Genomic DNA, 23,957 nt, shown 5'->3' on the forward strand with positions numbered 1-23,957 from the left:
ATTAGGCACGCCGCCAGCGTTCATCCTGAGCCAGGATCAAACTCTCCGAAGAAATGTTTGACTTGCTCATTTAAAAAATAAAAATTAACGTTGACGTTTGTCGCTTTGTTCAGTTTTCAAAGTTCAAGCGCCGCCCTTAAGCGACTTTAATATCATAACAATCCATTAAACAAATGTCAATAACTTTTTTAAAAATCGTTATCAACGCTTTCTCTCTTAACGACGCTCTACTATTATAACTCACTTATTTTTAAAAATCAATAGTTTTTTATTTTAGTTGTATTTTGATCTCCTACCTGAATTGGTAACGATTATATTTCAGTTGTAAAATTTATAACTCAACCCAAAATAAGAGATTTGATGAAATAGTGTTCCATAGCTTAAACGAGACTTAATTAAAGTACCGTACCCTTCAGAATATATGTTGAAACAAGAAAAAAGCAAAAAGATTAATCTTTTTGCTTTAAATTAACTATTGCTCTATTCTATAAAAAATAAAAACGATTAGTCTTTAGAAGTACAAGGTATATTAGGTACACAATTTGGAACGTCAGGTACACAGTTTGGTATCTTAGGCATACAGTTTGGCACTTTAGGTAGACAATGCGGTATCTTAGGCATACAACGTGGAACATCAGGTATACATCTTGGCATCATTTTTGTCCCTCTTTTCAATATTCATTTACTTATTATATGTATAAACCTAAGGACAAGCTTGTACGCTCGTCCAATATCATAGAAATTTTTCTAACTTAATATATTGACGCAGATAGAAATAAACTTAGTATAATTCCTTAAATCGCATAATCTTCAATTAACGTAATTCATTCAAAGAAATTAGAATCATTCAGTTCAATAATTTTTATCATGTCTAAATAGGTGCAACCTCTTTTTTTTTCTTAATCCATAACCTTTCTAATAATAAAAATTTCTTTTCTAAAACATATTTATTACAAACAATACCTTTAACAACCTTGGCATATATTTTTTAGTTACTAGATAACTCACCCAAGAGTTTGTCCTATTTTCACATATACTAATATTAGAAATCTAACCTTTATTGGGAGTGAAATACATGTCAACACCGTTAACAGGACGAGTCATCTTTAAGGGAGATCCTGGCTATCAACAAGCGATTAAGAACTGGAACCCTTATGTTGATGTCTATCCTCTTGTCTTTGTTTTTGCACAAAATTCTTACGATGTCAGTAATGCTATTAAATGGGCTCAGGAAAATAAAGTACCTTTACGTGTCAGAAGCGGACGCCATGCTTTAGATAAGAACCTTTCAGTAGTAAATGGCGGAATTGTTATTGATGTAAGTGACATGAATAGAGTTTGCCTTGATAAAAAAAGTGAGATTGCAACGGTTCAAACAGGAATTCACGTGGGTCCACTTGTAAAGATGCTAGCTCGAGAAGGCTTTATGGCTCCGTTTGGAGATAGCCCCACTGTTGGAATTGGAGGAATTACGATGGGAGGAGGATTTGGAGTAGTCTCACGATCAATTGGCCTTATAAGCGATAACCTTCTTGCCCTGGAAACAGTAGATGCCAAAGGCCATATTCTTCAAGCAGACCAATCTTGCAATAAAGACTTATTTTGGGCTTCTAGAGGTGGTGGCGGTGGGAACTTTGGATATAATACCGAATACACGTTTAAAGTTCACCGTGCCCCTAAAACTGCAACCGTCTTCAATATTATTTGGCCATGGGATCAATTAGAAACAGTATTTAAAACTTGGCAAGAATGGGCACCATTTGTAGACGAACGATTAGGGTGCATACTTGAGATTTACAGCAAAGTAAATGGTTTGTGTCATGCAGAAGGGATTTTCTTAGGTTCAAAAAAAGAACTGACTAAATTGTTAAAGCCTTTACTAAATGCTGGAACCCCAACACAAACAGTTATAGAAACATTGTCCTATCCAGATGCTATAGATTTCTTAGACCCTGACGAACCAATCCCTGGCAGATCCGATCAGAGTGTTAAATTTTCATCGGCTTGGGGACTTGATCTGTGGTCCGAAGAGCCTATTTCATTTATGAAAAAGTTTTTAGAAGAAGCTACTGGTACAGAAGCCAATTTCTTTTTTATAAATTGGGGTGGTGCTCTAAGCAGAGTACCAAGTAATGAAACAGCCTTCTTTTGGCGCCGTCCATTGTTTTATACAGAATGGACATCTAGTTGGGAAAATAAATCCCAAGAAGCTTCCAATCTTGCATCAGTTGAAAAAGTACGTCAGCTAATGAAACCATATGTAAAAGGGTCCTATGTTAATGTTCCAGACCAAAATATTGAAAAGTTCGGAAAAGCATATTATGGGTCAAACTTCGCAAGACTTCGAGAAATAAAGGCTAAATATGATCCTGAAAATTTATTTCATTTCCCTCAAAGCATCCCACCATCTTGTTAATTACTCAAAATTCAATCAAGCCTCAACCTATACAACTGAATATTTAATATAGAAAGAACTATTGACGGAAAAAAGCAGCAATAGTTCTTTCTATATTTAAACCATATATAGTATAGAAATCTCTTCAATACAATGGCCTGTATATCACACCTAAAAATCTTTCACCTTAAAAAATTTATCCAAATATATGAAAAAGAGCTTTACTATTACATATAACCCCTAAACCCCCTTGGCTTTTATAACAGGCTGTTTTAGAAGTCGTAGTTTCCTTAGGAAGGAAATGTTCATCCAATTAGATCTTTTAACAATAAAAACACCCCTTGTACATTTAAATGTACTTACTCTCGTATCACAACAGCCACTAGACCTAATATGAAAGGCTCTTTTTACCAAATATAGGCTTTTTCATATTGCAGCTTGTCTACCTATGAATACACTATTAATGAGTAAAAGTGAATTTACTCACGTCTTCTCCCTAACTTATCAGAAAAGAGGTGATCGAAATAGAAAGGAATAATTCTCATCATAATAAAAAATCTAATTGCAGCTCAAAAAACAAAAAGAAAAAAAGAGAAAAAAACTGCACCTATATTAGCATTTATATTTATAACCATGCAGAAACTGGAGGACAGATTAGTGGTAACCACAGTCAAAATGCTAATCAGGGCGGTCAGGTTGCTAAACATGGGGGACAAAATGCGAACCAAGACGGTGTAATTGTTAAAGAATGTGGAAGAAGAAATAAAAATGCTAAAGTAAAAAAAGTTCAGTTTTGAAGAGAAGTGAAGAAAAAACCATTCTAATAATATCTCGCAAAATCCCTCTAAAATATAAGGGGTATAGAAAAGGTGATTAAAATACAAACATATTATATGAAGTATAATTTTAAAAATGGTATGTATTATGTAGACAAGTCCTTCCCACAAAAAAAGAAGAAAAGAAGTGTAAGTATTAATCCCCCAGCAGAAACAGCCAGTAAGAACCTTAATTCTAAAATAGCTACTCATGCTTATAACGTAGGAATGGGATTTACAAACACTGAGATAATTTCTTCAAGGATAATTGTAATAGATGGCGGTATGAAGTTTTAGCTAGTATGAAAACTCCATTATATGTAAGGGCTTAAAAGAGATTTCATATAACAATTCCCTCTTAAAGTCCTTATTTTCAATCACAAAAAAAGATTAAATGAAAATGATTAAATAGTACAAGCCTTTGCTTAAAACTTACATATAATAAATTAAATATAGATTCATATGATCTGTATTTAATTTGGTATAGCAAGGGGGGACACCGCGTATGATTCCAGAGGTTTTGAGAATTCTTGATCCTGGCACACCGATTGCAAGTGTACTTTTAAGCGGTACTCAAATTAATAACGTTATTTTTTCAAGCTTCGATGAGGCAAGATCTTTAGCTTATTTCGCTACTTCAGCAGGAGTGATTGTTTTAGACGCTGAAGAAATCCAAGGTCTGCAAACAGCTTAATTATTTAAATTAGGACAAGCATTTAGTAGGGAAGCTTGAAAGTATGCTTCCCTACTGTCTAAATATATATTAGATACAACTTTAAGAGATATAACTATTCATTTAGAACAAAAACGAAGATTGTAGGCCTAAAGGTTCTAACACAAACTTAATTACATAATATGTAAGTTTCTACACACCTTATATTTACCAATGCCTTTCCAAAGCCCATAATAAAGAATTTGCTTTGTATAGGTAGTAAAATCACTTAAATGTTTGTCCAAAATTTGCTGAAGAATATCTTGATTAATGGCTTGATAATCGTGAACAGCAATATTTTTGAAACCTACCATAGCTTTCATTCTATAAACAATCTCGCTTGTAATAATAGATTGAGACTCCTACATGTCAAAAGCTTCTCTGCTCGTTTTGGTAAAACCCAAACGTTCTTCAGCTACAATGTGCATCGCTAAATCAATAAAAGCTTGGCAAGCGCGTTGTATATTTAAAATAATAGAGTCCTGTTTCGTATAATCCAGTAAGTTTTGGAAATTTTGCTGGTATACGTGTAGGACATATTGCATGTTTCAATCACATTTATTTTATTTAAAATGATATCATTTTAAATAAATACTCCCAGTCTCATCTACTTTCTGCAGTACACCTTTGCACACACCTTTAAAGCCATCATTTGCTCATTCATACGCAGCGTGTCATCATCTGAATAAATAACAATGCCTGTCGTATAATTTTGGCTAATGGCTTTTCTCATACACAAAATGACGTAGAACAACCTGTAGGAAATCAGGGCATTAAAGAAGGCAAAATTGCAGATTTAGAACACGTTTCTGGACCTTTAGATGACGATGACCTCGAAGAATTTAGCGATTTTTAAAGACTAAGCCACTAGATATACTAGTGGCTTTCTTTCTAATTACAAATTTGGTGCTTTAAAGCGAAACATAACACTCATTATCTAAAGATAAATTAGTAATATGACAGATAGGATAACTTTTCACTTTTAATAACTCTCTTAAAATACACAATTATTTGTTTAAATAAAGACTCTGTCCAAGCCCTTTTAATGCATCGTGAATACTCTATAAAGAGTGCGATTTCTAGGAGGGAACAAATGCTTCATTTATTAACTACTACTTTATCAGTTTCTGTTGTTATCCTGTTGTTTTATGCAGTGAAATATATTATTAAGATTTTAAAACAACAATCAGTCAAAAACCTAAAAACCATTCCAATAAAAAAGGCATCACCACTATTTAAGCGCCGTATCAACGCTAGTACTAAGGAATTTACAGCTGATGATTTTCAGAACTCAAGCCAAATCATTGTAAAGTTCAAAAAGAATGTGTGCTTTGAAAAACAAGTAAATATTCATCGTAAGAATAAATGTACACTGATATATCACAACAAAGATCTTGATTTTCAGGTCTTACATTCTAAAAAAAAGATTAATGACTTAATTAAACGCTATAGTGAATTAACTGAAGTAGAATATGCAGAACCAGATTATACATTTAAAGCTTCATATACCCCGAATGACCCCTTTTTTCCTTATCAATATGGTCCTCAGAAGGTACAAGCCCCAGATGCTTGGGATGTTACTACTAGTAATGGAAATATAAAAATTGCTATTGTAGACACGGGAATTCAGTTAAATCACCCTGAACTATCTATTAAGCTTTGGCCTGGCTATAATTTTGTAGATGGAAATCTAGTTCCTAACGACGGTAATGGACACGGAACTCACGTAGCAGGCATAGCTGCAGCCCTTACAGAGAATGGTTTAGGCATTGCAGGAATGGCTCCGTCAGCATCAATAATACCCGTTCGTGCTCTTGACAACAGTGGAAATGGTCTATTGAGTAACATTGCAAATGCAATTACCTATTCAACAAATGCAGGAGCAAAAGTTATTAATTTGAGCCTAGGTTCAACTCAAAGTTCAATCACTTTAGAGAATGCCGTGAATTACGCTTGGAGCCAAGGAGTAGTAGTTATAGCTGCAGCCGGAAACGAAGCTTCTAGTACCCCAACATACCCAGCTGCTTATCAAAATGTAATCGCTGTGGCCTCTACAGATAGCAATGATCAAAAATCTGATTTTTCCAATTTTGGCACTTGGGTAGATGTTGCTGCTCCAGGTTCAACAATTTTGTCTACTTATATAGGCAGCTATTACGCATATCTAAGCGGTACTTCTATGGCTGCCCCTCATGTTTCAGGACTTGCAGCCTTGCTAGCAGCTCAGGGAAAAACCAATCTCCAAATTAGAAATACTATTCAATCCACGTGCGATGTAGTACCAGGTACAGGATTATACTGGACTTATGGAAGAATTAATGCAAATCGAGCAGTTCGCTAGCATTAAACTTTAAAGAATTCATCTATTGCGGGTGTTAACAATTTTATTTAACACAGGTCTATAAAGGGTATAAAAAGCGCTGAAACCCCGATTATCAGTGCTTTTTATATTATAAGAGCAACTTACTGAATAACCATGTACATGTATGTCTTCTAAGTAAATCTACCAATCAAATATGTGTATATAAAAATTTAAATAATAGGAGAATTAATGTGAATTTACAGGATGTTAAAGGGCAATATGATTTAATCATTAGCTTAGGTAGTGCTTGTAATCCTGCACTACAACTGAATCGATTAAATTTGAGAAGTTTTACCTCAAGTCCACTTGACTGGAGCTATTCTCCGTATCTTTCAGATGTAAATAGACTACTTCAGAATAAGTTTAATGGATTTATGCAGATTGAGAATATGAGTTTAGTAGATGACAGCGGAGATTATGTATATTTTAATGATAAAATGCTTAGATTCCCTCATCAAAATCTATATAAATCAACTAAATCTTATATTATACAGGACACTTATTACAATATCTTCTCAGCTCATGATTTTGCTATAGTGCCTAATAAAGATTGGACCGATATGTATCCAAAATTCAAAAAAAACCTTGATTACAGAGTTAACAGGTTTATGAAAAAGATGATGAGCAGTAAATCAATTTTGTTTATAAGGTGGGGAGCTAAATATGAGGAAGCAACTGAATTACAAAAAATCTTATCCTCTCTTACAAAAGCGCAGATTAGAATACTTATCCTTAATCCCGTAGACGGTATACAGACTCCTACCGAAGTTGACTGGGAAATTAATAATGTATGTATGGTCAATGTACCACACGATCCAAATAATGTTTCGACTTGGGACTATGTTCTAGATGGAATATTACTACGTCACTAGATGGGCGCCACATGGAAATCTCTCCCATTCAGTCCCAGTGTCTTTTTAACTAAGACTTTCTTATAAATATATAGTTACTTTGTCCAATCAAATGTACAAGGTTTAGCATTTACTATAATAGAATTGCTAAATAAAAAGGGATGATTATATTGAATTTACAGGATATTAAAGGATCTTATGACTTAATGCTAGGGCTAGGTAGTTGGTGTGGTCCCTCCCTTAATTTAAGAAGACACAATTGGAGAAGGTTTTCATTCCCTCTAGACTGGATGATATCTAATTCAATTGCTGATGTCAGTAGGTTGTTACAAAACAGATTTAGTGGATTTATGGACCTTGAAAACCTGCAGCGAACTGATGGATATGCTCATTTTCTTGATGACGGAGTCGCAATTTTCCCTGAAGAAGGTGGAACAGAACCGGTTAATGCTCACTTTATTCACGATATGCATTATAATATTATTTCTGTTCATGATTTTCCTATTATTCCAAATGTAGACTGGACTGTAATGTATCCTTCTTATAAAGAGAAGCTTAATCAACGTATCACGAGATTTTTCGAAAAAATTGAGAATAGCCCTTCTGTTTTATTTATTAGATGGGGAGCAGCTACTCCAGAAGAAGCGATAGAATTAAAAACCACATTATCAGAATTAGTAAACGGTCCATTTAATATACTACTACTTCAACCTTTAGACGGATTAAAAGGCGTAATAGATATGAACTGGACAATTGATGGAATTTGTTCAGTTCAAGTACCTCTAGACAACCCAAATGATGAAGCTGTTTGGGACTATGTACTGAGTGGATTAAGTATAACTAATTTTTGGGCGTAATTCCCACAACTATTTTCATACAATTTTATGTAATAAGAATAAAATTAAGCACCAAAGACCTTGTTTCTTTTTAAAAAGGAAGCAAGGTCTTTTCTGATTTTCACCCCCCTGTATTTACTCTTTAAATATTCGTACTTGACGGCCTAAAATATAAGATTTTAGCCACTAGAAGAGAACTTACAGAGAAAGATTTAAACATTGAACCACAAAAAAGCAGTCATCATTCTTATTAATTTAAAGAGGAGGGCTTATTATTTTAGACTTATCACTTTTTATTGGGAAGATTAATAGATTAGCCTATAGCAAGAAAAAAGGAAAAGCATATTTTAATAAATAAGGGGCCGAATGCGAATTAGGAGAGGGTAATTATGCTTATAAATAAGGTGAATAGGGTGTGTAAAGAATGAAAGTTATGACTATTTTGGGTACAAGGCCCGAAATTATACGTTTAAGCCTCATTATTAAAAAGTTAGATGAGTATGCTTCACAGCACGTTTTAGTGCATACAGGACAAAATTTCACTCCTTCATTAAGTGAGGTATTTTTTCAAGAGTTAAACATACGCAAACCAGACTATATATTGGCTAATCAGCAGCTCTCATTAGGTGAACAGTTATCGAAGATGTATAAAGAGCTCGAACAGCTATTTTTAAAAGAAAAGCCGGACAAAGTTTTAATATTAGGCGATACTAATAGTGGTTTAAGCGCAATTCTAGCAGAAAGAATGGGTATATCAGTCATTCATATGGAGGCTGGAAACCGTTGTTTTGATTTAGAAGTGCCAGAAGAAAAAAACCGCCGGATTATCGATGCAATCTCAAGCTTCAATCTACCCTATACTCCTCAAAGTAAAGAAAATTTAATTAAAGAAGGTATCCCCTCAAATCGTATTATTACTTCTGGAAATCCAATTAACGAAGTTTTAAAACATTATGAACCTGCTATAAAAAAAAGCAGCATTCTTGAGAAACTGTCCTTAAAAGAAAATGACTACTTTCTGGTTACAGCCCATCGTGCGGAAAATGTAGATCATGAAGATCGACTGTTGGAAATCATGAAAGGCATCAATATGGTAGCTGAGTTTTACCAAAAGAGAATAATATGTAGTATTCATCCTCGTACTAAATCTCGAATAGAAAATATTTCACTGCTAGAAGTCCATCCGTTAGTAGAATTTCATGAGCCTTTTGGTTTTTTCGATTTCGTAAATTTAGAAAAAAATGCTTTTTGTGTCTTAACAGACAGCGGAACAGTTCAAGAAGAATGCTGTTTGTTTTATGTTCCTACGGTAACTATTCGTAAAACAACTGAAAGACCAGAAACCATTCAATGTGGAAGTAACATGCTGTCAGGCATAGATGCTAACCAAATCTTGACTTGTGTTCATGTAATGGTGAACCAATTAAAAAATTGGTCTTACCCTGAAGGATATGGTGATGTAAATGTTTCAGACAAGGTAATTAAAGTTGTACTAGGAGGAATGAAAGGTGTTTAATAATAAGACAATTTTAGTAACAGGTGGCACAGGTTCTTGGGGATATGAACTTGTTAAGCAACTACTAACACATAACCCTAAAGAAATACGTATTTTTTCGAGGAATGAATCAAATCAATTTACCATGAAACAAGAATTTGATAACCATCCTAAATTGAATTTTATTATTGGAGACATTAAAGAAAGAGAAGCGCTAATTGAAGCATGTCAAGGCGTCAATTATATTTTTCACTTAGCTGCTTTAAAACATGTTCCGGTATGTGAAGATCAACCAATTGAAGCCTTAAAAACCAACGTACATGGTACTCAAAATGTAATAGACGCAGCAATAAGCTGTGATGTAGATAGAGTAGTTTATATTTCCACTGATAAAGCGTCAAATCCAGCTAATTTTTACGGTTTATCAAAAGCAATGGGGGAAAGATTAATCATTCACGCTAACACATTAAATACTAAAACTAAATTTGTTTGTATACGTGGAGGAAACGTTCTAGGAACTAACGGAAGCGTTATTCATGTATTCAAGAAACAAATTCAAGAAAAAGGGAAAATCGGTATTACTGACCCTGGTATGACTCGTTTCTTTTTAACATTAGAGGATGCGATAAAGCTGGTTTTTAAAGCCACATTTGAAAGTCTAGGTGGGGAAATATTCGTCATGAAAATGCCTACTTGTCGAATTATTGACTTAGCAAATGTACTAATAGAAGCTTCTGGAAAAGACAAGATTGAAATTGAAATATTAGGTATAAGACCTGGAGAAAAAATTCACGAGCTTCTGTTATCCGAATATGAAAGCGCAACAACTGTTACTTATGATGATGAGTATTATGTGATTCTACCTCCAATTTATATTAAAGGCTTAAAAGAATATTATTCAAACTATGCTCAAGTAAACTTAGAAAAATATGATTCAAGTAAACAAGTGATTAGTAAAGAGGAAATTAGAGAGATGTTGCTGAAAGGCGGGTTTATCTAAATGAAAGTACTAATTCTTGGTGGAAAAGGAATGGCAGGGCATGTAATTACTAAATATTTTATACAGCATACAAATCACGATGTTTTCTGTACATCAAGAGACCCGAAAGATAAAGATGCTATTTACTTGGACGTAACTAACTTTAAACATGTTGAGGAGACCATAGAATCTATTAAGCCAGACGTCCTTATTAACTGTATTGGAATTTTAAATGAACACGCTAGCCATAATCCAATGCATGCTTTTCAAGTAAATAGCCTACTTCCACATCAGTTAGCTAAATTTGTTGAACGGCATCAAGGAAAATTAATTCATATTAGTACAGATTGTGTGTTTTCAGGAAAAAAAGGAGATTATACAGAAAACGATGTTCCAGACGGTACCTCTGTATATGCTCAGTCTAAACAGCTAGGTGAAATTATTGACGAAAAACATTTAACAATCCGCACTTCTATAATAGGACCCGAGTTAAAGAAGGATGGCATTGGTTTATTCCTATGGTTTATGACACAAAAGGGCTCAATTAAAGGGTATAAAAAGGCACTGTGGAATGGAGTAACAACGTTAGAATTAGCTAAAGCAATTAATTTCTTCTTAGAAAATAATACTTCCGGACTATATCATTTGCACTCACCGAAGAAAATATCAAAGTTTGCATTACTAGAATTGATTAAAGATATCTTTAAAAAAGATGATGTCAAAATTATTCCTGATGAGGATGTAATATTAGATCGTACTATTATTAGTACTCGGACAGATCTTTGTTATCCAACTCCTAGTTACCAGCAGATGTTAATGGAGCTAAAAGAGTGGATGTCAAAATAACTAGTACTCACCATATGTAAGAAAAACATGATAAGATGGGAAACACTAAAAATGATTTCTCTCATACTAGCTTATGATAAACAGATAATAAAATTCATTGTATACTTCTACAAGAATAAGAATAGACAGCTAGACTATTTCTATAAAAATAGCTTAGCTGTCTATTCTTATTCTAATTTATAGTAAAATGAAAATAAAGTTACATTAGAGATTAGACTCAGCTTTTTCAACGTGCTCAGGTATCACGTATACAGTAAGACCATAGCGTTCTTTTATTTCCTTTGCAACTTGTTCTGCTATAATCTTATCAATAAATGCTCCTGTTATAATTCGATAACGTTGCTTTCCAGTTATATCGTATCCTTGTTTCAACTCTATTTGTTTATTATCCATATCCTTTCCCCCCTTATCCGGTTAACAAATTAGTTTTTTTAACATTGACTTTTATATAGGCACCTCGAAAAGCACCTTAACCTTCGCAAGGAAAAGTTTTTTGCACTGTATCCATTTCAATTAATACAACTTGTCCATTAGTATTGTATAGAGATTATATGTATAGAAAATATTAAATAAGCTTCAAGAGGCAAGTGAGTACATACACCAAATAAGTATGGTGGAGGTTTTCTTCCCATTCAAATCTCCTAAAGATGTCATTTGAAAAACATAACCTTTTATAAATACATTAAAGGGAAAGCTAACGTACTTATAAAAGGGAAACACCATCAAGTATCCTTTTCCAATAATGATTATTTGCGTTCCATTTATCTTGTTGATTGGGTAATTCAATAGCACAAACTTTATTTAGCGACCATTCTTTTTCAACTAAATCATTCACATCCGTATGATTAATAATTAGAATGCTAAAGTCACTTTCAATCATAGTAGATAAAATGCTCTCAAGCTCTGCAGCTTCTTCACGATTAGCTTCCGTTCTAATAAACAGAATACGCTGGCCAGTAGATAAATTCTCTAAAAACCGGTGAATTCTTCTATCGTACTTCTCTTTAACCTCCCCGTATCCTCCTAAGTGAGAAAGTGTATTTTTATCAGTCTTAAAATCGTGGTTAAACCCTATATTATAAATTTCATCCCACACTAATAAATCCCAATCAGATACGTACTGGATTATCCTTAAATTATCCGGGTTTAAAAAGTCAGCAAACTGATCTTTCAAAAGCATGTTTACCTTTTTCAAATCCGGTGAGGATACCCAATCTAAAATCCCCGCAAATTTTCTTAAGTTATTGTCTCTCAGTTGAAGAGATGTCAAACATAAATCGCCTAAACTAAAAATGGCGCTATATGCCCCTTTTAAATCTTCTAGTTTCATATGGGTTGCTCCTTAAAGGGTCTTATTGTACAAGGCTATACAATATTAAATGCAGGCCTATCCTAAAATGTTAGGGCTAATGAGCATATAGTTAATAAAATAGACAACTAGTTAAGAAATGTAGAAAAGCTTAAATACTAAGCTTTTTTTCTAGAGAAAGTATATGTTTCCTTTAACCCCTCTAAAACAGATACTCTTGAAGACCATTCTAATAGCTTTTGTGCTTTCTCACTGTCGAGACAACTATGTTTGATATCCCCAGGTCTTCCTTCTGTATAAACAACATCAATATTAGAACCATGAATATACTCAAGGTTTTTTAATAAATCGTTCACTGAAGTTTTGTTTGTAGTACTGGCATGAACAACCTCTTGGTTCCCTTTTTTAATTGCTGCAATATTAGCTTGAACAATATCTTTTACATATATAAAATCACGTGTCTGTTCCCCATCACCATGAATATTAAATGAAAGCCCTTTGCTCAACCTTTCTAAAAAAACTGCTACTACTCCGCCTTCTCCTTTTGGCGTTTGCCGTGGCCCATATACATTTCCGTATCGAAGAATTGTATATGGTAAATTATACAAATAATGAAATAGACGTATATACGATTCAGCAGCTAGTTTCGACAGACCGTAATAAGAAGCTGGCACAGTTGCATCTTGTTCAGTAATTAAGTCCTTTTGTAGATTTCCATATACAGCTGAAGTAGAGGCAAATATAAACTTACCTACCGAAGCATCTCTACAGGCTTCCAGCAAATTTATAGTTCCTTTTATGTTCACATCTGCGTCATATTGAGGCGATTGGATAGATCGTGAAACATCTGCCTGAGCAGCTAAGTGAAAGACTACGTCAGGCTTTTCATCTAGAATGATTTGTTTGGCTTGATCACTACATATATCTTCTATATGAAAAGTAGCAAGAGGGTGTATATTATCATACTTTCCAGAAATTAAGTTATCAATTATGTGGACATTAAAGCCTTGTCTAATGAGCTCTTCTACAAGATGGGAACCAATAAATCCCGCCCCACCAGTTACTACAGCCTTCATATACTATTCTCTCCTCTTTAAAGTTTTAATAGTATATGTCACCTATAGGGCTCCTGTATAAGCTACCTACCCAATAATTTCCAAAAATACATTTAGCTTCCTTTTCGATATATTTACATTTCACTCTTATGTGAAAGCACCTCTTTATAAACATCTAGAACTTTTTGAACTGCATCTTTCTGATCCCAATGTTTTAAAGCCCATTCTTGTGCATTGGCTCCTAACATGCCTCTATATGCTGGATCTATTAGCAAATTATAAAGATTTTCACATAACGATGTGGCATCACCTGCCGGGAAAATTAATCCTGTGGATCCATGCTGAACCATTTCAGGTAATCCCCCTGCGTCACTTACTATTACTGGTTTTTTAGCAATCTGAGCTTCAATAACTGATAAAGGTTGATTCTCTATAAGACTTGGCAAAACAAAAATGTTAGCAAGAGAGAGTAAAGAAGGCACATCGTTTCTATTACCTAAAAATAAAACCCTCTTACCTAAACCGAGCGCTCTACTCTGAGCCTTCAACTCAGCTTTTTGATCTCCATCTCCAACGACCCAGCAGACCCAGCCTTTCTTAATTTTTTTGAGTTCACTGAGAGCCTTTAATAGATGATGAATACCTTTAATTTCAGCTAATCTCCCTGTATAAATAATTACTTGTTGACCAACTGGTGGATGAACCTTAGATGGTGTTTGCATTCGCTTTAAAAAAGAATCTATATCATATCCGTAATGAAACACTTTAAGTTGATGCTCATTAACCCTAAATTCCTGAATTAAAATTTCCTTTAACCAATGATTTGCAACTATAGTACAATCAGCAGCCATAGCACCTGTATGTTCAAGTTCATTAAAATATTTAGTAGCTATATCAGCTGTAGGAGCCTTCAAAATGTCTTTGATGTAGCGATTTAACTCGTGAGCAACACAACCATGTATAGTTGCTACCACCGGCGTTTTTACACTCTTTAAGGAACGAATACACGCAGTTGCTACAACGTCTTGTGTGTGAATTAAATCATATTGGTTGATATTTAACCGAGAAACACCTCTTGTATAACCAATACGTTCTTTTTCATAAAATTTCACTACTGGATCTTTATATAGAATAGGAGTATTTTTCTCATGTTGTTCCAATTCTTCTACTAATGATAGTTCATCTTTAATTACCTCTATATTTTTATTAACAATATGAACTGATTTATTTCCAAGTCCATGTCCAAGTAAATCTACTTCATGACCTAACCCTTCAAGTTCTTGCTTTAATTGCTGCATATAATTCCAAACTCCACCTACATGGGGAACTTCCCAAAATGTAGCAAGCAGTATTTTCATTATGTTCTCTCCTCTTCCCATAGCATTCACGTTCTAAAAGTCTCTCTATATAGGTATTCATGGAATTTGGTAATGCTATAGACCTCTGCCTGTATTTTTACCCTATGTTTTAGGATCGTGTCTTGTTGAGCATTAGATGAAATATTTAGCTTTTTAAGCATACATCTATAATAAGTTTTATTTATTAGATTATTATTCAGAGTGGGGTGTCGTTAGTGGATAAGAAACCTACGTTACTAATTACCGGTGCTAGTGGATTTACTGGACTTCACGCATGTGATTATTTTTCAAGATTAGAGTTTGACGTCGTAGCTATCACAAACATGAATTCATTTTCTAATAAGCAAATTAAATGCAGAACATGCAATCTATCTAATAATGAGTCAGTAAAGGAGTTAATTTCAATAACCAAGCCGGACTACCTCCTTCATTTGGCAGGTCAAAACGCTGTGGGATTATCCTGGGATAATCCCATTCAATCTCTAGAAGTAAATGCAATGGCTACAGCATACTTACTCGATGCTCTTAGAAAAGAGATGCCTTCTTGTAAAGCTGTTATTGTAGGTTCTGCTCTTCAGTTTGATCCAACGGTTCCAGCCACGTTTAATCACCCCTATGGTCTGAGTAAGACCATTCAAACCCTCATTTCGCAATTTTGGTCAAATCAATACAATATGAATGTTGTTGTCGCTCAACCATCAAATCTTATAGGTCCTGGCTTCTCTAAAGGAGTTTGTTCCATTTTCGCTAAAAAAATTATAGATATGGAGAAAGCAGGGGAAGAACAATATCTGAGGGTCAGTAACTTAAATAATCATTTTGACTTCTTAGACGTACGAGATGCCGTTAGAGCCTATGATTTTCTACTTAGAAAAGGAGAGAATGGGCGTTCGTACAATGTCTCCTCCGGAAAAAATCATTCTTTACAAGATGTTATAAATATCTTCAAAAAGATAACTTCTATCAAGTTTCAAGTGAAAGTAGATGATACAAGTCCGTTAAATACTTTTGTTACTTTAAACCCTACAGCACTAACTGAATTGGGTTGGCAACCAACTATAACATTAGAATCTACTATCCAAGACATTATTGAATTTTATCGTTAAAGAACCTTTCTATCGTTAGAATCCCTTCCCCTTTACCTTTATGGAGAATCAAAATTCAAGTGCGTAAAAGTAACCATTCTCTTATAAAATCGAATGTTTTATGTAAATGAAGTTTCTGAGAAAGCATGTCACTTAAGGAGGTTTATGCATATTCTAATCAAGAGTGTGCTTTCATTAATAAACTTAAAATGATCATCTTCACCTTTTATTCACCTGCAAAAGTCGTAATTTAGACTACGTTTCACTTATGCTATTAAAAATTTTTTTCGGAGGGGAAACAATGGGTCCAAAAGTATCAATAATTATTCCTTTTTACAACTGTGCCTTTGTCGATCAAGCGATCGAAAGTGCCTTAAACCAAACTTATGAAAATATCGAAGTAGTTGTGGTAGACGATGGTTCAACGTCCCACACTGCGAAGATAGAGTCATTTAAAGATAAAATTGTTTATATAAGAAAAGAAAACGGTGGAACGGCTACTGCAATAAATACTGGTTTATTCGTTGCTACAGGAGAGTATATAGCTTGGTTAAGCTCAGATGATTATTTTGTTCCTGAAAAAATTTCTAAACAGCTAAACTTTATGACGCAAAAGAACATAGATGCCAGCTTTACTAACTTTGACTACATTAATAAAGATAATGAAGTTTTAATACCTTGGTGCTGTAAACGTTTCTCCAGTTTAGAAGAAGTGTATAACGCCTACTTAACGTATAATGCTATCAACGGTTGTACCATTCTTATAAAAAAGAAAATCTTTGATGAAATTGGGATTTTTTCTCCGGATTTTCGCTATACTCAGGATTATGAGATGTGGTTTCGTATGCTTGTTAATGGCTATGAAATCCATTATTATGATGAAGCACTTACAAAATTTCGTTCTCATGAACATTCGGGCACCAGCAGATACCAAAATGAGATGAGAGAAGAAATGAAAACTATCGAGTTTCATTACCGCCCTCTGCTGCAAAAATATATCAGCAAGTCAAAATCACACCCTTCGCAAGATTAGGTGAGCTTACTCTTCTATGATTACCCTTCCCCCCCTATTTATTCCTTTTATAAGCATTCCACTCGTTACTTTCATTTAATAAATGAAACGCATTATTAGGACACAAGTTTATCTTTCACTCTAAAAACTTTACATGGAAATGTGTAAAGTTTATTACATACAAATCTGTATGGAAACTTTAATAAACACACTTTGTAAAAAAATTTGCAAAACTTGTCATTATATTTATCTACTATCAGCGTGCACTCGTCCGTGCCAATTAAAAATTTTGGACATATTATATAAATAGGGATTTGCAAAACAATAAAAATTTAAGCATATATCAATTTTGAGAAAAGAAGGGACATACATGAAGGATAATAAGGATTCGTTATTTGATGAACATCTAATTGAGTTTTTAAATGAAATAAAAACTAATTTACCTACCAATTATAAGATACCTGATCCTGGGGTTGTAAGTATAATTCTTTCTCATACTAAATGAAGTGCTTTAGACGTTGAAAATTCTTATTCTTCTCCTCTTCCTATTGAATAGAGAGAAAATAATTAAAGGATGATTATAAAATGAAGATTTTATTAGTTTCCTATTACCCACTCCCCTATACCGGAGGCGTTTGGACATTTGTCTCCTCACTCCAACAGTCACTGAAAGAGTCAGGTCATACAGTTCATGTCCTTAGTCAGACGCCTGATTTAAATAAATATCGAATCATTGGACAAAAGCCAGAAATAGATATTGAAGTTTTTTCCTCCTATATTGAAGAAAAATTGCTTACTGAGCTTCCTTCACTCCCAGTGAAGAGTTGGATATACAACACTGAGTTATTTCGTTATAGCTTAGAGCTTTCGGCAGCATATTATAATCTTCAGCAATATGACCTCATACATGCGCTAGATGTCACAGCGGCAAACGCTATAAATCGAGTTAAACCTTCTCATACCCCACTTGTGACTAGTGCTCTTGGAAATCTGTCAAAAGATATTTTTTTCACACTCAAAACCATGCATCCTCATAAAACAGACAAACAAATAGAGGCCACATTTGAATATCAATATCACCAGGTAATTGAGAAGTTAGGATATGAGGCAAGTGATTTCATTCATAGTCCAACCGAATGGATGTCTCATAATATCGTAGATAATTTTTCTATTCCTTCAGAAAAAATTGTTACCTTCCCATATGGAATTAATATCCAAAAGTTCCATATGGATGCCATAGAAAGGCCATTTATCGGGCCTAAGCAGAGTAGAAAAATTATCCTTTATATGGGAAGGCTCGTCTATTTAAAAGGCATTCATCACCTCTTAGATGCCCTTTCCCTCTTAAAAGAAGATAGAGAGGATTGGGAATGCTGGATACTGGGGGAAGGCGAAATTAAAGGGGCATTAGAAAAACAATGCACAAACTTAGATCTAAAAGATAAAGTTAGATTTTTAGGTGCTTCGAATAATGTTCTTCATTTCCTTAGAGAAGCCGATATCTTTGTTCACCCTAGTATTCACGATACTCAGCCTTATTCTGTTATGGAAGCCCAGCTTGCAGGTCTTCCTGTTCTTATTAGCGATACAGCTGGATTACCTGAAATGATTGAAGTGGGAAGGAGCGGGCTAGTCTCTTCTGTAGGAAATATTTATGAACTGTATGAGCAATTAAAGTATTTGCTTGCAAATGATTTACTTCGAAACCAGCTAGCTTCTTGTACAAAAGAGTGGGCTCAAGATAAATGGGACCTTAACAAAATGGTTACTAATTTTTTGTCGCTTTACGAACAAGCAGAAAAACTTAACACAGAAAATCAAGAAAAATAAAATACCAGATACTAGAAAATATCTGGTATTTTATTTACTTACTGAGGTTTAGTCCCAGTGATTGAATCATTGAAATAAAATTCACACAGTATAAATCTGGGTTGAAATTTACTTTTACGTGCTCAAAAGCATCTTTACGTATCTTTTCTCTTAACTGAGAATCCGTCATTAACTCCTTTGCCTCTTTAACAGCTTCGGTAACGTCACCTAATGTATAGTATTTCCCCGTTTTATTATGAATAATTGAGCTTCTTACGCCATCGGAGTCAGTGGTTAAAACCGGACATTTACAACTCATCGCTTCAAGAAGAGAATATGGGGCTCCTTCTACCTTTGAAGTAGAGCATAAAAATCCGCCTGATTCCCCTATCATGGAAAAATAAACGGCCATTTGATCATTCGGAACGTTTGCATGAAGAAAAAGATGTTTTTCTAAATCTAACTGTTTAATTAATTTTTCAAATTGACCTCTTTCCTTAGCTTCGCTTAGAGTAGGGTCTTCAAACATATGTAATCGTATGTTTGAATTGTGATTATGGATTAATTCGCTACCGATTTTTAAGAACTCTCTCCAATTTTTGTTATCTTCGATTCGCCCAATCCATGCGACGTTAGGCTGATGACTAGTAGGTACAGCTTTATAGGAGAACTGATTAGTATCAAAACAATTGTTGAAACTAAACTTTGGAAATGAGGGGTAGAGTTCATCTAGTAATTGCACGATATGAGGAGTCTTGGGATTAAGAAATCCTGAAGCATAGTTAGTGACAAGAGGTATAGCATCTGTAAGAGCAGATTTCGCTGTACTTTTTGGGCCGTATCCTTGTATTTCAATAATCATTTTCCCTTGATATCCAAGCGATCTAAACCGAGGAAGAGCTTGAAAATCTGAGACAACGACAATGAGACTATAATCTCCTTCATCAAGTATTTTTTTAATTTCATGGTCTTCATTCGTTACAAACGTTTGGGTCCCATGGTCATTTATGCTTTTCTTTCTATTTTCATAATAAAGGCAATGAGCATTAATGTTGTACTTTTTAAGGGCTTTACACCTTTGACGATTTAACGTTTCTACTCCTCCACTTGGAACATAAAACACGAATAATACATTCATTTTCCCTCTCCACCTTTACGTGTAGAATTAATAAACTTCTATTTCATATGTAAACCGTGTTACATATGTTAATAAATGCGATGTAAATTTAAAAATTGTTATTTTTCCTAAAAACATAATCACAGATTTTTAATTCTTGAAAGGAGAAGTGAATATGTCAAAAGTATCTATTGTTGTGCCATTCTTTAATTGCTCTTATATCGATCATGCACTAGATAGTTTAACTAAACAGACCTACACCAATATTGAAATTATAGTAGTAAATGATGGATCTACTAAGCATACGGATAAAATCCTTCCCTATTTAGATAAAATCATCTATATTATAAAAGAAAATGGTGGCACAGCGAGTGCTTTAAATGTAGGAATTCAGCAAGCAACAGGTGATTATATATGTTGGCTTAGTTCTGATGATATTTATGATCATCGTAAAATCGCCATACAACTAGAATCGATGAAAACTCATAATGCCTTTTTTAGTCACACAAATTACTACGCCATCAATTATAGAGGACGAATCATTAGTCCGCCTTTAGGTATTCAGACGTTAAATAAATTAGATCTTATCACTAGAATAAGCAAAGGAAATATTATTAACGGCTGCTCAATTATGATTCACAAAAGTGTGTTTGACCATGTGGGTCTTTTTGACGAGACACTTCTTTATACTCATGACTATGACTTATGGTTACGAATCATTCAAATATTCGATTTACAATACATCCCTCAGCCCCTTTTGTTATCAAGGATACATGAAAATATGGGGAGCAAAAAATATGCTTCTTTTATAAAAGAAGAAAACAAAATTGTAATTAATAGTCATAAACACGTAATGGAACAGCTAGCGTTAAAATATAAAGAACACTCTTAATTACTATTTAGTTCTTGCTACTGTATAAGAAAGGCGGATTTTTAAGTAAATTAGGTAAACCGCCGAGCACCTTAAAATCGGATAAGCATATTATAAAACATAGATAATAATGCAAAAACTTTGCTTTAAGAAAGGATGAATTCTATTGGCACTATCAAGTGAAGCAAGAGCAGCGTTGTTAAAAAACCTGCTTTCATTACCTCAAACAGTCAACACAACTACTACTTCTGCTACAGACCTTTTAAATGCTGTCAACCCTGCTACTACTGTAACTAACGCCTTAAATACTATTAATCCTACTACTGTCGTAACAGATCTTTTAAATACTGTTAATACAACTACAACTGGCCTTTTAAATACCGTTAATACGACTACAACTGATATCTTAAACACTACTACGGGCCTTGTAAGTACTACTACTACTTCTGCTAGTGATCTTTTAAGAAATCTTCTCTCCATATTAGCAGGACTACCAATTTCATCTGGTTCAGCCCCGATTAGAAACGACTTAAAAAATCGTGTTAATCAAACAGTTCAACTATCTACACCAAATGAAACCATTACAGGTGTTTTACTTGCTGTTTTATCAGACTACGTGGCAGTTGCCGAAAGTGACGGATCGTTAAACTATATCCCACTTTCTAAAGTTGAAACAGTATCATCACTTTAAGGAAGGAGTCATACTATGTTTGAAAGTACTTTAGTAGCTGAATTAACAAAGCGTATTGGTACACCAGTCGAAATCGCACTAGCAGATGGCTTTGTTGAAGGAATTATCACTGCTGTAACAAATGGCCTTATTACAATCCTTCAAACTGTGGGATATGGATATGGCGGAACTACTCTTCCTTTAACTATTGCTCTTCCATCAATTACTTCAATTAAAATTTCACCAGTTGCGTAAACTAGTCAAGGTATTTTAAGAAATCACTCCAACTGGAGTGATTTCTTTTCGTGATACTTAACGGATGTTCCCTGACGTTATAAACTGTCATATCCTTATATAACAATCGATGTGTTTTTATTAGATCATTTAATACACTTACATCCTCATACATTCGTCCTCCTTCAAAATCAATTAAAGGAAACCCGTTATTTTGTTTTAAAGTCGACGTGCGATAGATGCGAGGTCCTAAGGGAAATACATAAGAAAGAAGGTCGTTTCTATTGAGAATCGCTCGTCCTTTCCTTAACCCTTTATACCTTATATTTTCTTCTCCATTCTGCTTCCATGCTCTTAAATTACCGTAGAGAACAGCTACATCTTCCTTTAAATTTTCTAAACATCTTCTTATAGTGTAAAATGCATCTGGGTCTAGCCAGTCATCGGCATCTAACTCCATGACAAATTCTGTTTCAACATATGATAGAGCCGCATTAAGAGCCTTTGCTTTCCCACCATTATCTTTACTAAGAAACCTAAAACCTGGTGTGTTTTTAAAACTTTTTATAATCTCTAGGGAATGATCGTTTGATCCATCATCAACGACTAGTATTTGCTCTGGAAGGCTACTTTGTAGAATGCACGAGTTAATAGCTATTCCTACGTAATTACCCATATTGTAATTAGCTATCATAACCGTAATTGAAGGAGGTATGTTCTGTGTTTCTAATTTTTGCTGATACTTTTCGATAAAATTCAATTTTTGAAGGTGACTACTGGTCTTATCTATAGATACCTGATTAACTAATTTATTGGGTGAAGGAAGGATAGATAGTTCATTTATTTGTGAAAGCCAAGATGGAAGAACTGATTCTTTAAATGGAAGATAACTCTTAGATAAGAAAGGGTTTTGCTTCAGAAAAGATGTTTTTATGAGAAACGGTCTTTTTATAACTTTATTATTAATTATAAAATCGTAAGTCATAGCACCTTTTTTATCATTTAAAGTTAATGTGTGCTTCATTACATTATCATTCAAATAATCATAACTATACAAAAACATAACATATTCACACGACAATCCGTGAATGTAATAATTTAACGTTAATCCTAGGTCATTATTTATTAAGTTTATACATTGTATCTTTGTGTCTTCAAAAGTCATTCCTGATTGCAGTAAAGTCTCTGGTATGTCCAAGATTATAATTTCATTTATGCGGTTATTGATAAAATGTAACGAGTCCACGGCCTTTTTTATCGAACTTGAGTTTACATAACCAACTAAAAATATCTGAATATCCCTCATTTATATTCCTCCGTCCTTAAGAACGCTAACTATGCTGCAGCTTCATGATACCTTATTTATTGTTTTTCATACCTTCAGTTTATGTGTATTGATCTATATGTATGGTTTAAACCTAAACGCTTTTTATAAAAAAGCATTCTTAATTGTATCTTGATTTAATTGAGAACAGTTTAATTAACCTTATAAATTAATTAGTTTGTCCAATCACTGGGGGACAAGTTTTCATATAGTAATAGTACAAAGAAAGGGGGTTTAAAATACCATGACAATATTATTAGATTCTAGAACATCTCAAAATGCTAGTATTGCTAACTCTATTTCTATCCCTATTACACTTCTCTCTAATCCAGGTCTATTCGGTCAAATTGGCCTCAACGTTACAAGTGCTACAGGTGCTATCCGTACTCAATTAAGTGGTACTGTAGCTTGCCAATTACCACTCCTCCCTGTCGCAACTACTGTTACAATTACTATTGTAAGAGGTACTGCCTTTAACGACCCAGTTGTCTACTCTTCGTCGGAGGCGTTGAATATTAATCTTTTAGGACCACAGCTTTTTACGTTTACTGCTTCAGATTTTAACGTACCAAAGCCAGCTTCTAACCTTTTAATTTACACAGCTTTTATCACTTGTAACATCCTAGGAACTGTGAGAGTTGGACCAGAAAGTTTTAATGGAGTTGCTTATTCGGATTAAGGATATTATTGAATTTTATTTAATAAAAAAGTCTTCGCTTTTGCAAACGCGAAGGCTTTTTTACTTTCTTTTATTTACTAAAACACGCACGAATAAATTTAGCTAAATGCATTCACAGAATAAAAATTCCTCTTTATTCTGTT

General features: G+C 34.0%; 23 protein-coding genes and 1 pseudogene. 17 read left to right on the plus strand and 7 right to left on the minus strand.

What is annotated here, in order from left to right:
• Positions 1 to 1,075: 1,075 nt before the first annotated feature.
• The 4 genes from ACNHOZ_RS27400 (at position 1,076) to ACNHOZ_RS27415 (ending at position 3,904) form a co-directional block, all read left to right on the plus strand.
• Positions 1,076 to 2,416, plus strand: coding sequence for an FAD-binding oxidoreductase (locus tag ACNHOZ_RS27400; RefSeq protein ID WP_049166408.1), 1,341 nt, complete (start codon positions 1,076 to 1,078; stop codon positions 2,414 to 2,416).
• A gap of 494 nt (positions 2,417 to 2,910) precedes the next feature.
• Positions 2,911 to 3,192 (plus strand): hypothetical protein, encoded by a 282-nt coding sequence (locus ACNHOZ_RS27405; protein WP_014462143.1) that lies wholly within the window; start codon positions 2,911 to 2,913, stop codon positions 3,190 to 3,192.
• Between the two features lie 72 nt (positions 3,193 to 3,264).
• The gene (locus ACNHOZ_RS27410) at positions 3,265 to 3,507 is read left to right on the plus strand and encodes a hypothetical protein (protein WP_342837712.1); all 243 of its coding nucleotides are present in this window, start codon (positions 3,265 to 3,267) and stop codon (positions 3,505 to 3,507) included.
• A 208-nt stretch (positions 3,508 to 3,715) separates the two neighbouring features.
• A complete protein-coding gene (locus ACNHOZ_RS27415) occupies positions 3,716 to 3,904 on the plus strand; it encodes a hypothetical protein (protein WP_014462141.1) in 189 nt (62 codons plus the stop codon).
• A 152-nt stretch (positions 3,905 to 4,056) separates the two neighbouring features.
• Here the strand turns inward: ACNHOZ_RS27415 and hepT are convergent.
• Positions 4,057 to 4,460, minus strand: a pseudogene (hepT, locus tag ACNHOZ_RS27420) (type VII toxin-antitoxin system HepT family RNase toxin).
• 555 nt (positions 4,461 to 5,015) lie between these two features.
• Between hepT and ACNHOZ_RS27425 the strand changes: the two are divergent.
• The 6 genes from ACNHOZ_RS27425 (at position 5,016) to ACNHOZ_RS27450 (ending at position 11,291) form a co-directional block, all read left to right on the plus strand.
• On the plus strand, positions 5,016 to 6,263 hold the full coding sequence (locus ACNHOZ_RS27425) for a S8 family peptidase (RefSeq protein ID WP_224980812.1): 1,248 nt from the start codon (positions 5,016 to 5,018) through the stop codon (positions 6,261 to 6,263).
• 212 nt (positions 6,264 to 6,475) lie between these two features.
• Positions 6,476 to 7,156, plus strand: a complete 681-nt coding sequence (locus tag ACNHOZ_RS27430) for a DUF1796 family putative cysteine peptidase (protein ID WP_042992647.1) — start codon at positions 6,476 to 6,478, stop codon at positions 7,154 to 7,156.
• Between the two features lie 185 nt (positions 7,157 to 7,341).
• Positions 7,342 to 7,992 (plus strand): DUF1796 family putative cysteine peptidase, encoded by a 651-nt coding sequence (locus ACNHOZ_RS27435; RefSeq protein ID WP_306460856.1) that lies wholly within the window; start codon positions 7,342 to 7,344, stop codon positions 7,990 to 7,992.
• 403 nt (positions 7,993 to 8,395) lie between these two features.
• On the plus strand, positions 8,396 to 9,487 hold the full coding sequence (gene wecB / locus ACNHOZ_RS27440; protein WP_098627428.1) for a non-hydrolyzing UDP-N-acetylglucosamine 2-epimerase: 1,092 nt from the start codon (positions 8,396 to 8,398) through the stop codon (positions 9,485 to 9,487).
• Positions 9,480 to 10,466 carry a polysaccharide biosynthesis protein gene (locus ACNHOZ_RS27445; protein WP_098627429.1) on the plus strand — a complete coding sequence of 329 codons (987 nt, stop codon included), beginning with the start codon at positions 9,480 to 9,482 and terminating at the stop codon, positions 10,464 to 10,466. Before wecB ends, ACNHOZ_RS27445 begins: the two co-directional genes overlap by 8 nt.
• The gene (locus ACNHOZ_RS27450) at positions 10,467 to 11,291 is read left to right on the plus strand and encodes a dTDP-4-dehydrorhamnose reductase family protein (RefSeq protein ID WP_154992539.1); all 825 of its coding nucleotides are present in this window, start codon (positions 10,467 to 10,469) and stop codon (positions 11,289 to 11,291) included. It abuts the gene before it with no gap.
• A 204-nt stretch (positions 11,292 to 11,495) separates the two neighbouring features.
• Here the strand turns inward: ACNHOZ_RS27450 and ACNHOZ_RS27455 are convergent, their stop codons facing one another.
• The 4 genes from ACNHOZ_RS27455 to ACNHOZ_RS27470 form a co-directional block, all read right to left on the minus strand.
• Positions 11,496 to 11,684: an SPOR domain-containing protein gene (locus ACNHOZ_RS27455; RefSeq protein WP_099000273.1), complete on the minus strand. Its 189-nt coding sequence runs from the start codon at positions 11,682 to 11,684 to the stop codon at positions 11,496 to 11,498.
• Positions 11,685 to 11,994: 310 nt separating this feature from the next.
• On the minus strand, positions 11,995 to 12,621 hold the full coding sequence (locus ACNHOZ_RS27460; RefSeq protein ID WP_342837717.1) for a DUF1796 family putative cysteine peptidase: 627 nt from the start codon (positions 12,619 to 12,621) through the stop codon (positions 11,995 to 11,997).
• Between the two features lie 137 nt (positions 12,622 to 12,758).
• Positions 12,759 to 13,676 carry an NAD-dependent epimerase/dehydratase family protein gene (locus tag ACNHOZ_RS27465; RefSeq protein WP_098112992.1) on the minus strand — a complete coding sequence of 306 codons (918 nt, stop codon included), beginning with the start codon at positions 13,674 to 13,676 and terminating at the stop codon, positions 12,759 to 12,761.
• Between the two features lie 113 nt (positions 13,677 to 13,789).
• A complete protein-coding gene (locus tag ACNHOZ_RS27470; RefSeq protein ID WP_098112991.1) occupies positions 13,790 to 15,013 on the minus strand; it encodes a glycosyltransferase family 4 protein in 1,224 nt (407 codons plus the stop codon).
• Positions 15,014 to 15,228: 215 nt separating this feature from the next.
• Here ACNHOZ_RS27470 and ACNHOZ_RS27475 point away from each other — a divergent pair, with 215 nt between their 5' ends.
• The 3 genes from ACNHOZ_RS27475 (at position 15,229) to ACNHOZ_RS27485 (ending at position 18,940) form a co-directional block, all read left to right on the plus strand.
• Entirely contained in the window at positions 15,229 to 16,119 is an 891-nt protein-coding gene (locus ACNHOZ_RS27475) for an NAD-dependent epimerase/dehydratase family protein (protein WP_098112990.1), read from the plus strand.
• 280 nt (positions 16,120 to 16,399) lie between these two features.
• Positions 16,400 to 17,131: a glycosyltransferase gene (locus ACNHOZ_RS27480; RefSeq protein WP_098112989.1), complete on the plus strand. Its 732-nt coding sequence runs from the start codon at positions 16,400 to 16,402 to the stop codon at positions 17,129 to 17,131.
• A 564-nt stretch (positions 17,132 to 17,695) separates the two neighbouring features.
• Complete coding sequence (locus ACNHOZ_RS27485; protein WP_342837718.1) at positions 17,696 to 18,940, plus strand: glycosyltransferase family 4 protein; 1,245 nt, start codon at positions 17,696 to 17,698, stop codon at positions 18,938 to 18,940.
• Positions 18,941 to 18,974: 34 nt separating this feature from the next.
• Here the strand turns inward: ACNHOZ_RS27485 and ACNHOZ_RS27490 are convergent, their stop codons facing one another.
• Positions 18,975 to 20,057, minus strand: coding sequence for a glycosyltransferase family 4 protein (locus ACNHOZ_RS27490; RefSeq protein WP_342837719.1), 1,083 nt, complete (start codon positions 20,055 to 20,057; stop codon positions 18,975 to 18,977).
• Positions 20,058 to 20,211: 154 nt separating this feature from the next.
• Here ACNHOZ_RS27490 and ACNHOZ_RS27495 point away from each other — a divergent pair, with 154 nt between their 5' ends.
• The 3 genes from ACNHOZ_RS27495 (at position 20,212) to ACNHOZ_RS27505 (ending at position 21,832) form a co-directional block, all read left to right on the plus strand.
• On the plus strand, positions 20,212 to 20,928 hold the full coding sequence (locus ACNHOZ_RS27495; protein WP_205827165.1) for a glycosyltransferase family 2 protein: 717 nt from the start codon (positions 20,212 to 20,214) through the stop codon (positions 20,926 to 20,928).
• Between the two features lie 145 nt (positions 20,929 to 21,073).
• Positions 21,074 to 21,598, plus strand: coding sequence for a hypothetical protein (locus ACNHOZ_RS27500; protein ID WP_014462121.1), 525 nt, complete (start codon positions 21,074 to 21,076; stop codon positions 21,596 to 21,598).
• Positions 21,599 to 21,613: 15 nt separating this feature from the next.
• The gene (locus ACNHOZ_RS27505; protein WP_014462120.1) at positions 21,614 to 21,832 is read left to right on the plus strand and encodes a hypothetical protein; all 219 of its coding nucleotides are present in this window, start codon (positions 21,614 to 21,616) and stop codon (positions 21,830 to 21,832) included.
• A 1-nt stretch (position 21,833) separates the two neighbouring features.
• On the opposite strand, the gene ACNHOZ_RS27510 is transcribed toward ACNHOZ_RS27505, so the two are convergent.
• Positions 21,834 to 23,117, minus strand: coding sequence for a glycosyltransferase family 2 protein (locus ACNHOZ_RS27510; RefSeq protein ID WP_342837722.1), 1,284 nt, complete (start codon positions 23,115 to 23,117; stop codon positions 21,834 to 21,836).
• A gap of 262 nt (positions 23,118 to 23,379) precedes the next feature.
• On the opposite strand from ACNHOZ_RS27510, the gene ACNHOZ_RS27515 reads away from it, so the two are divergent.
• Positions 23,380 to 23,814, plus strand: a complete 435-nt coding sequence (locus tag ACNHOZ_RS27515) for a hypothetical protein (protein ID WP_014462118.1) — start codon at positions 23,380 to 23,382, stop codon at positions 23,812 to 23,814.
• Positions 23,815 to 23,957 lie beyond the last annotated feature (143 nt).

The sequence above is a fragment of the Priestia sp. D51 genome, assembly GCF_053345675.1.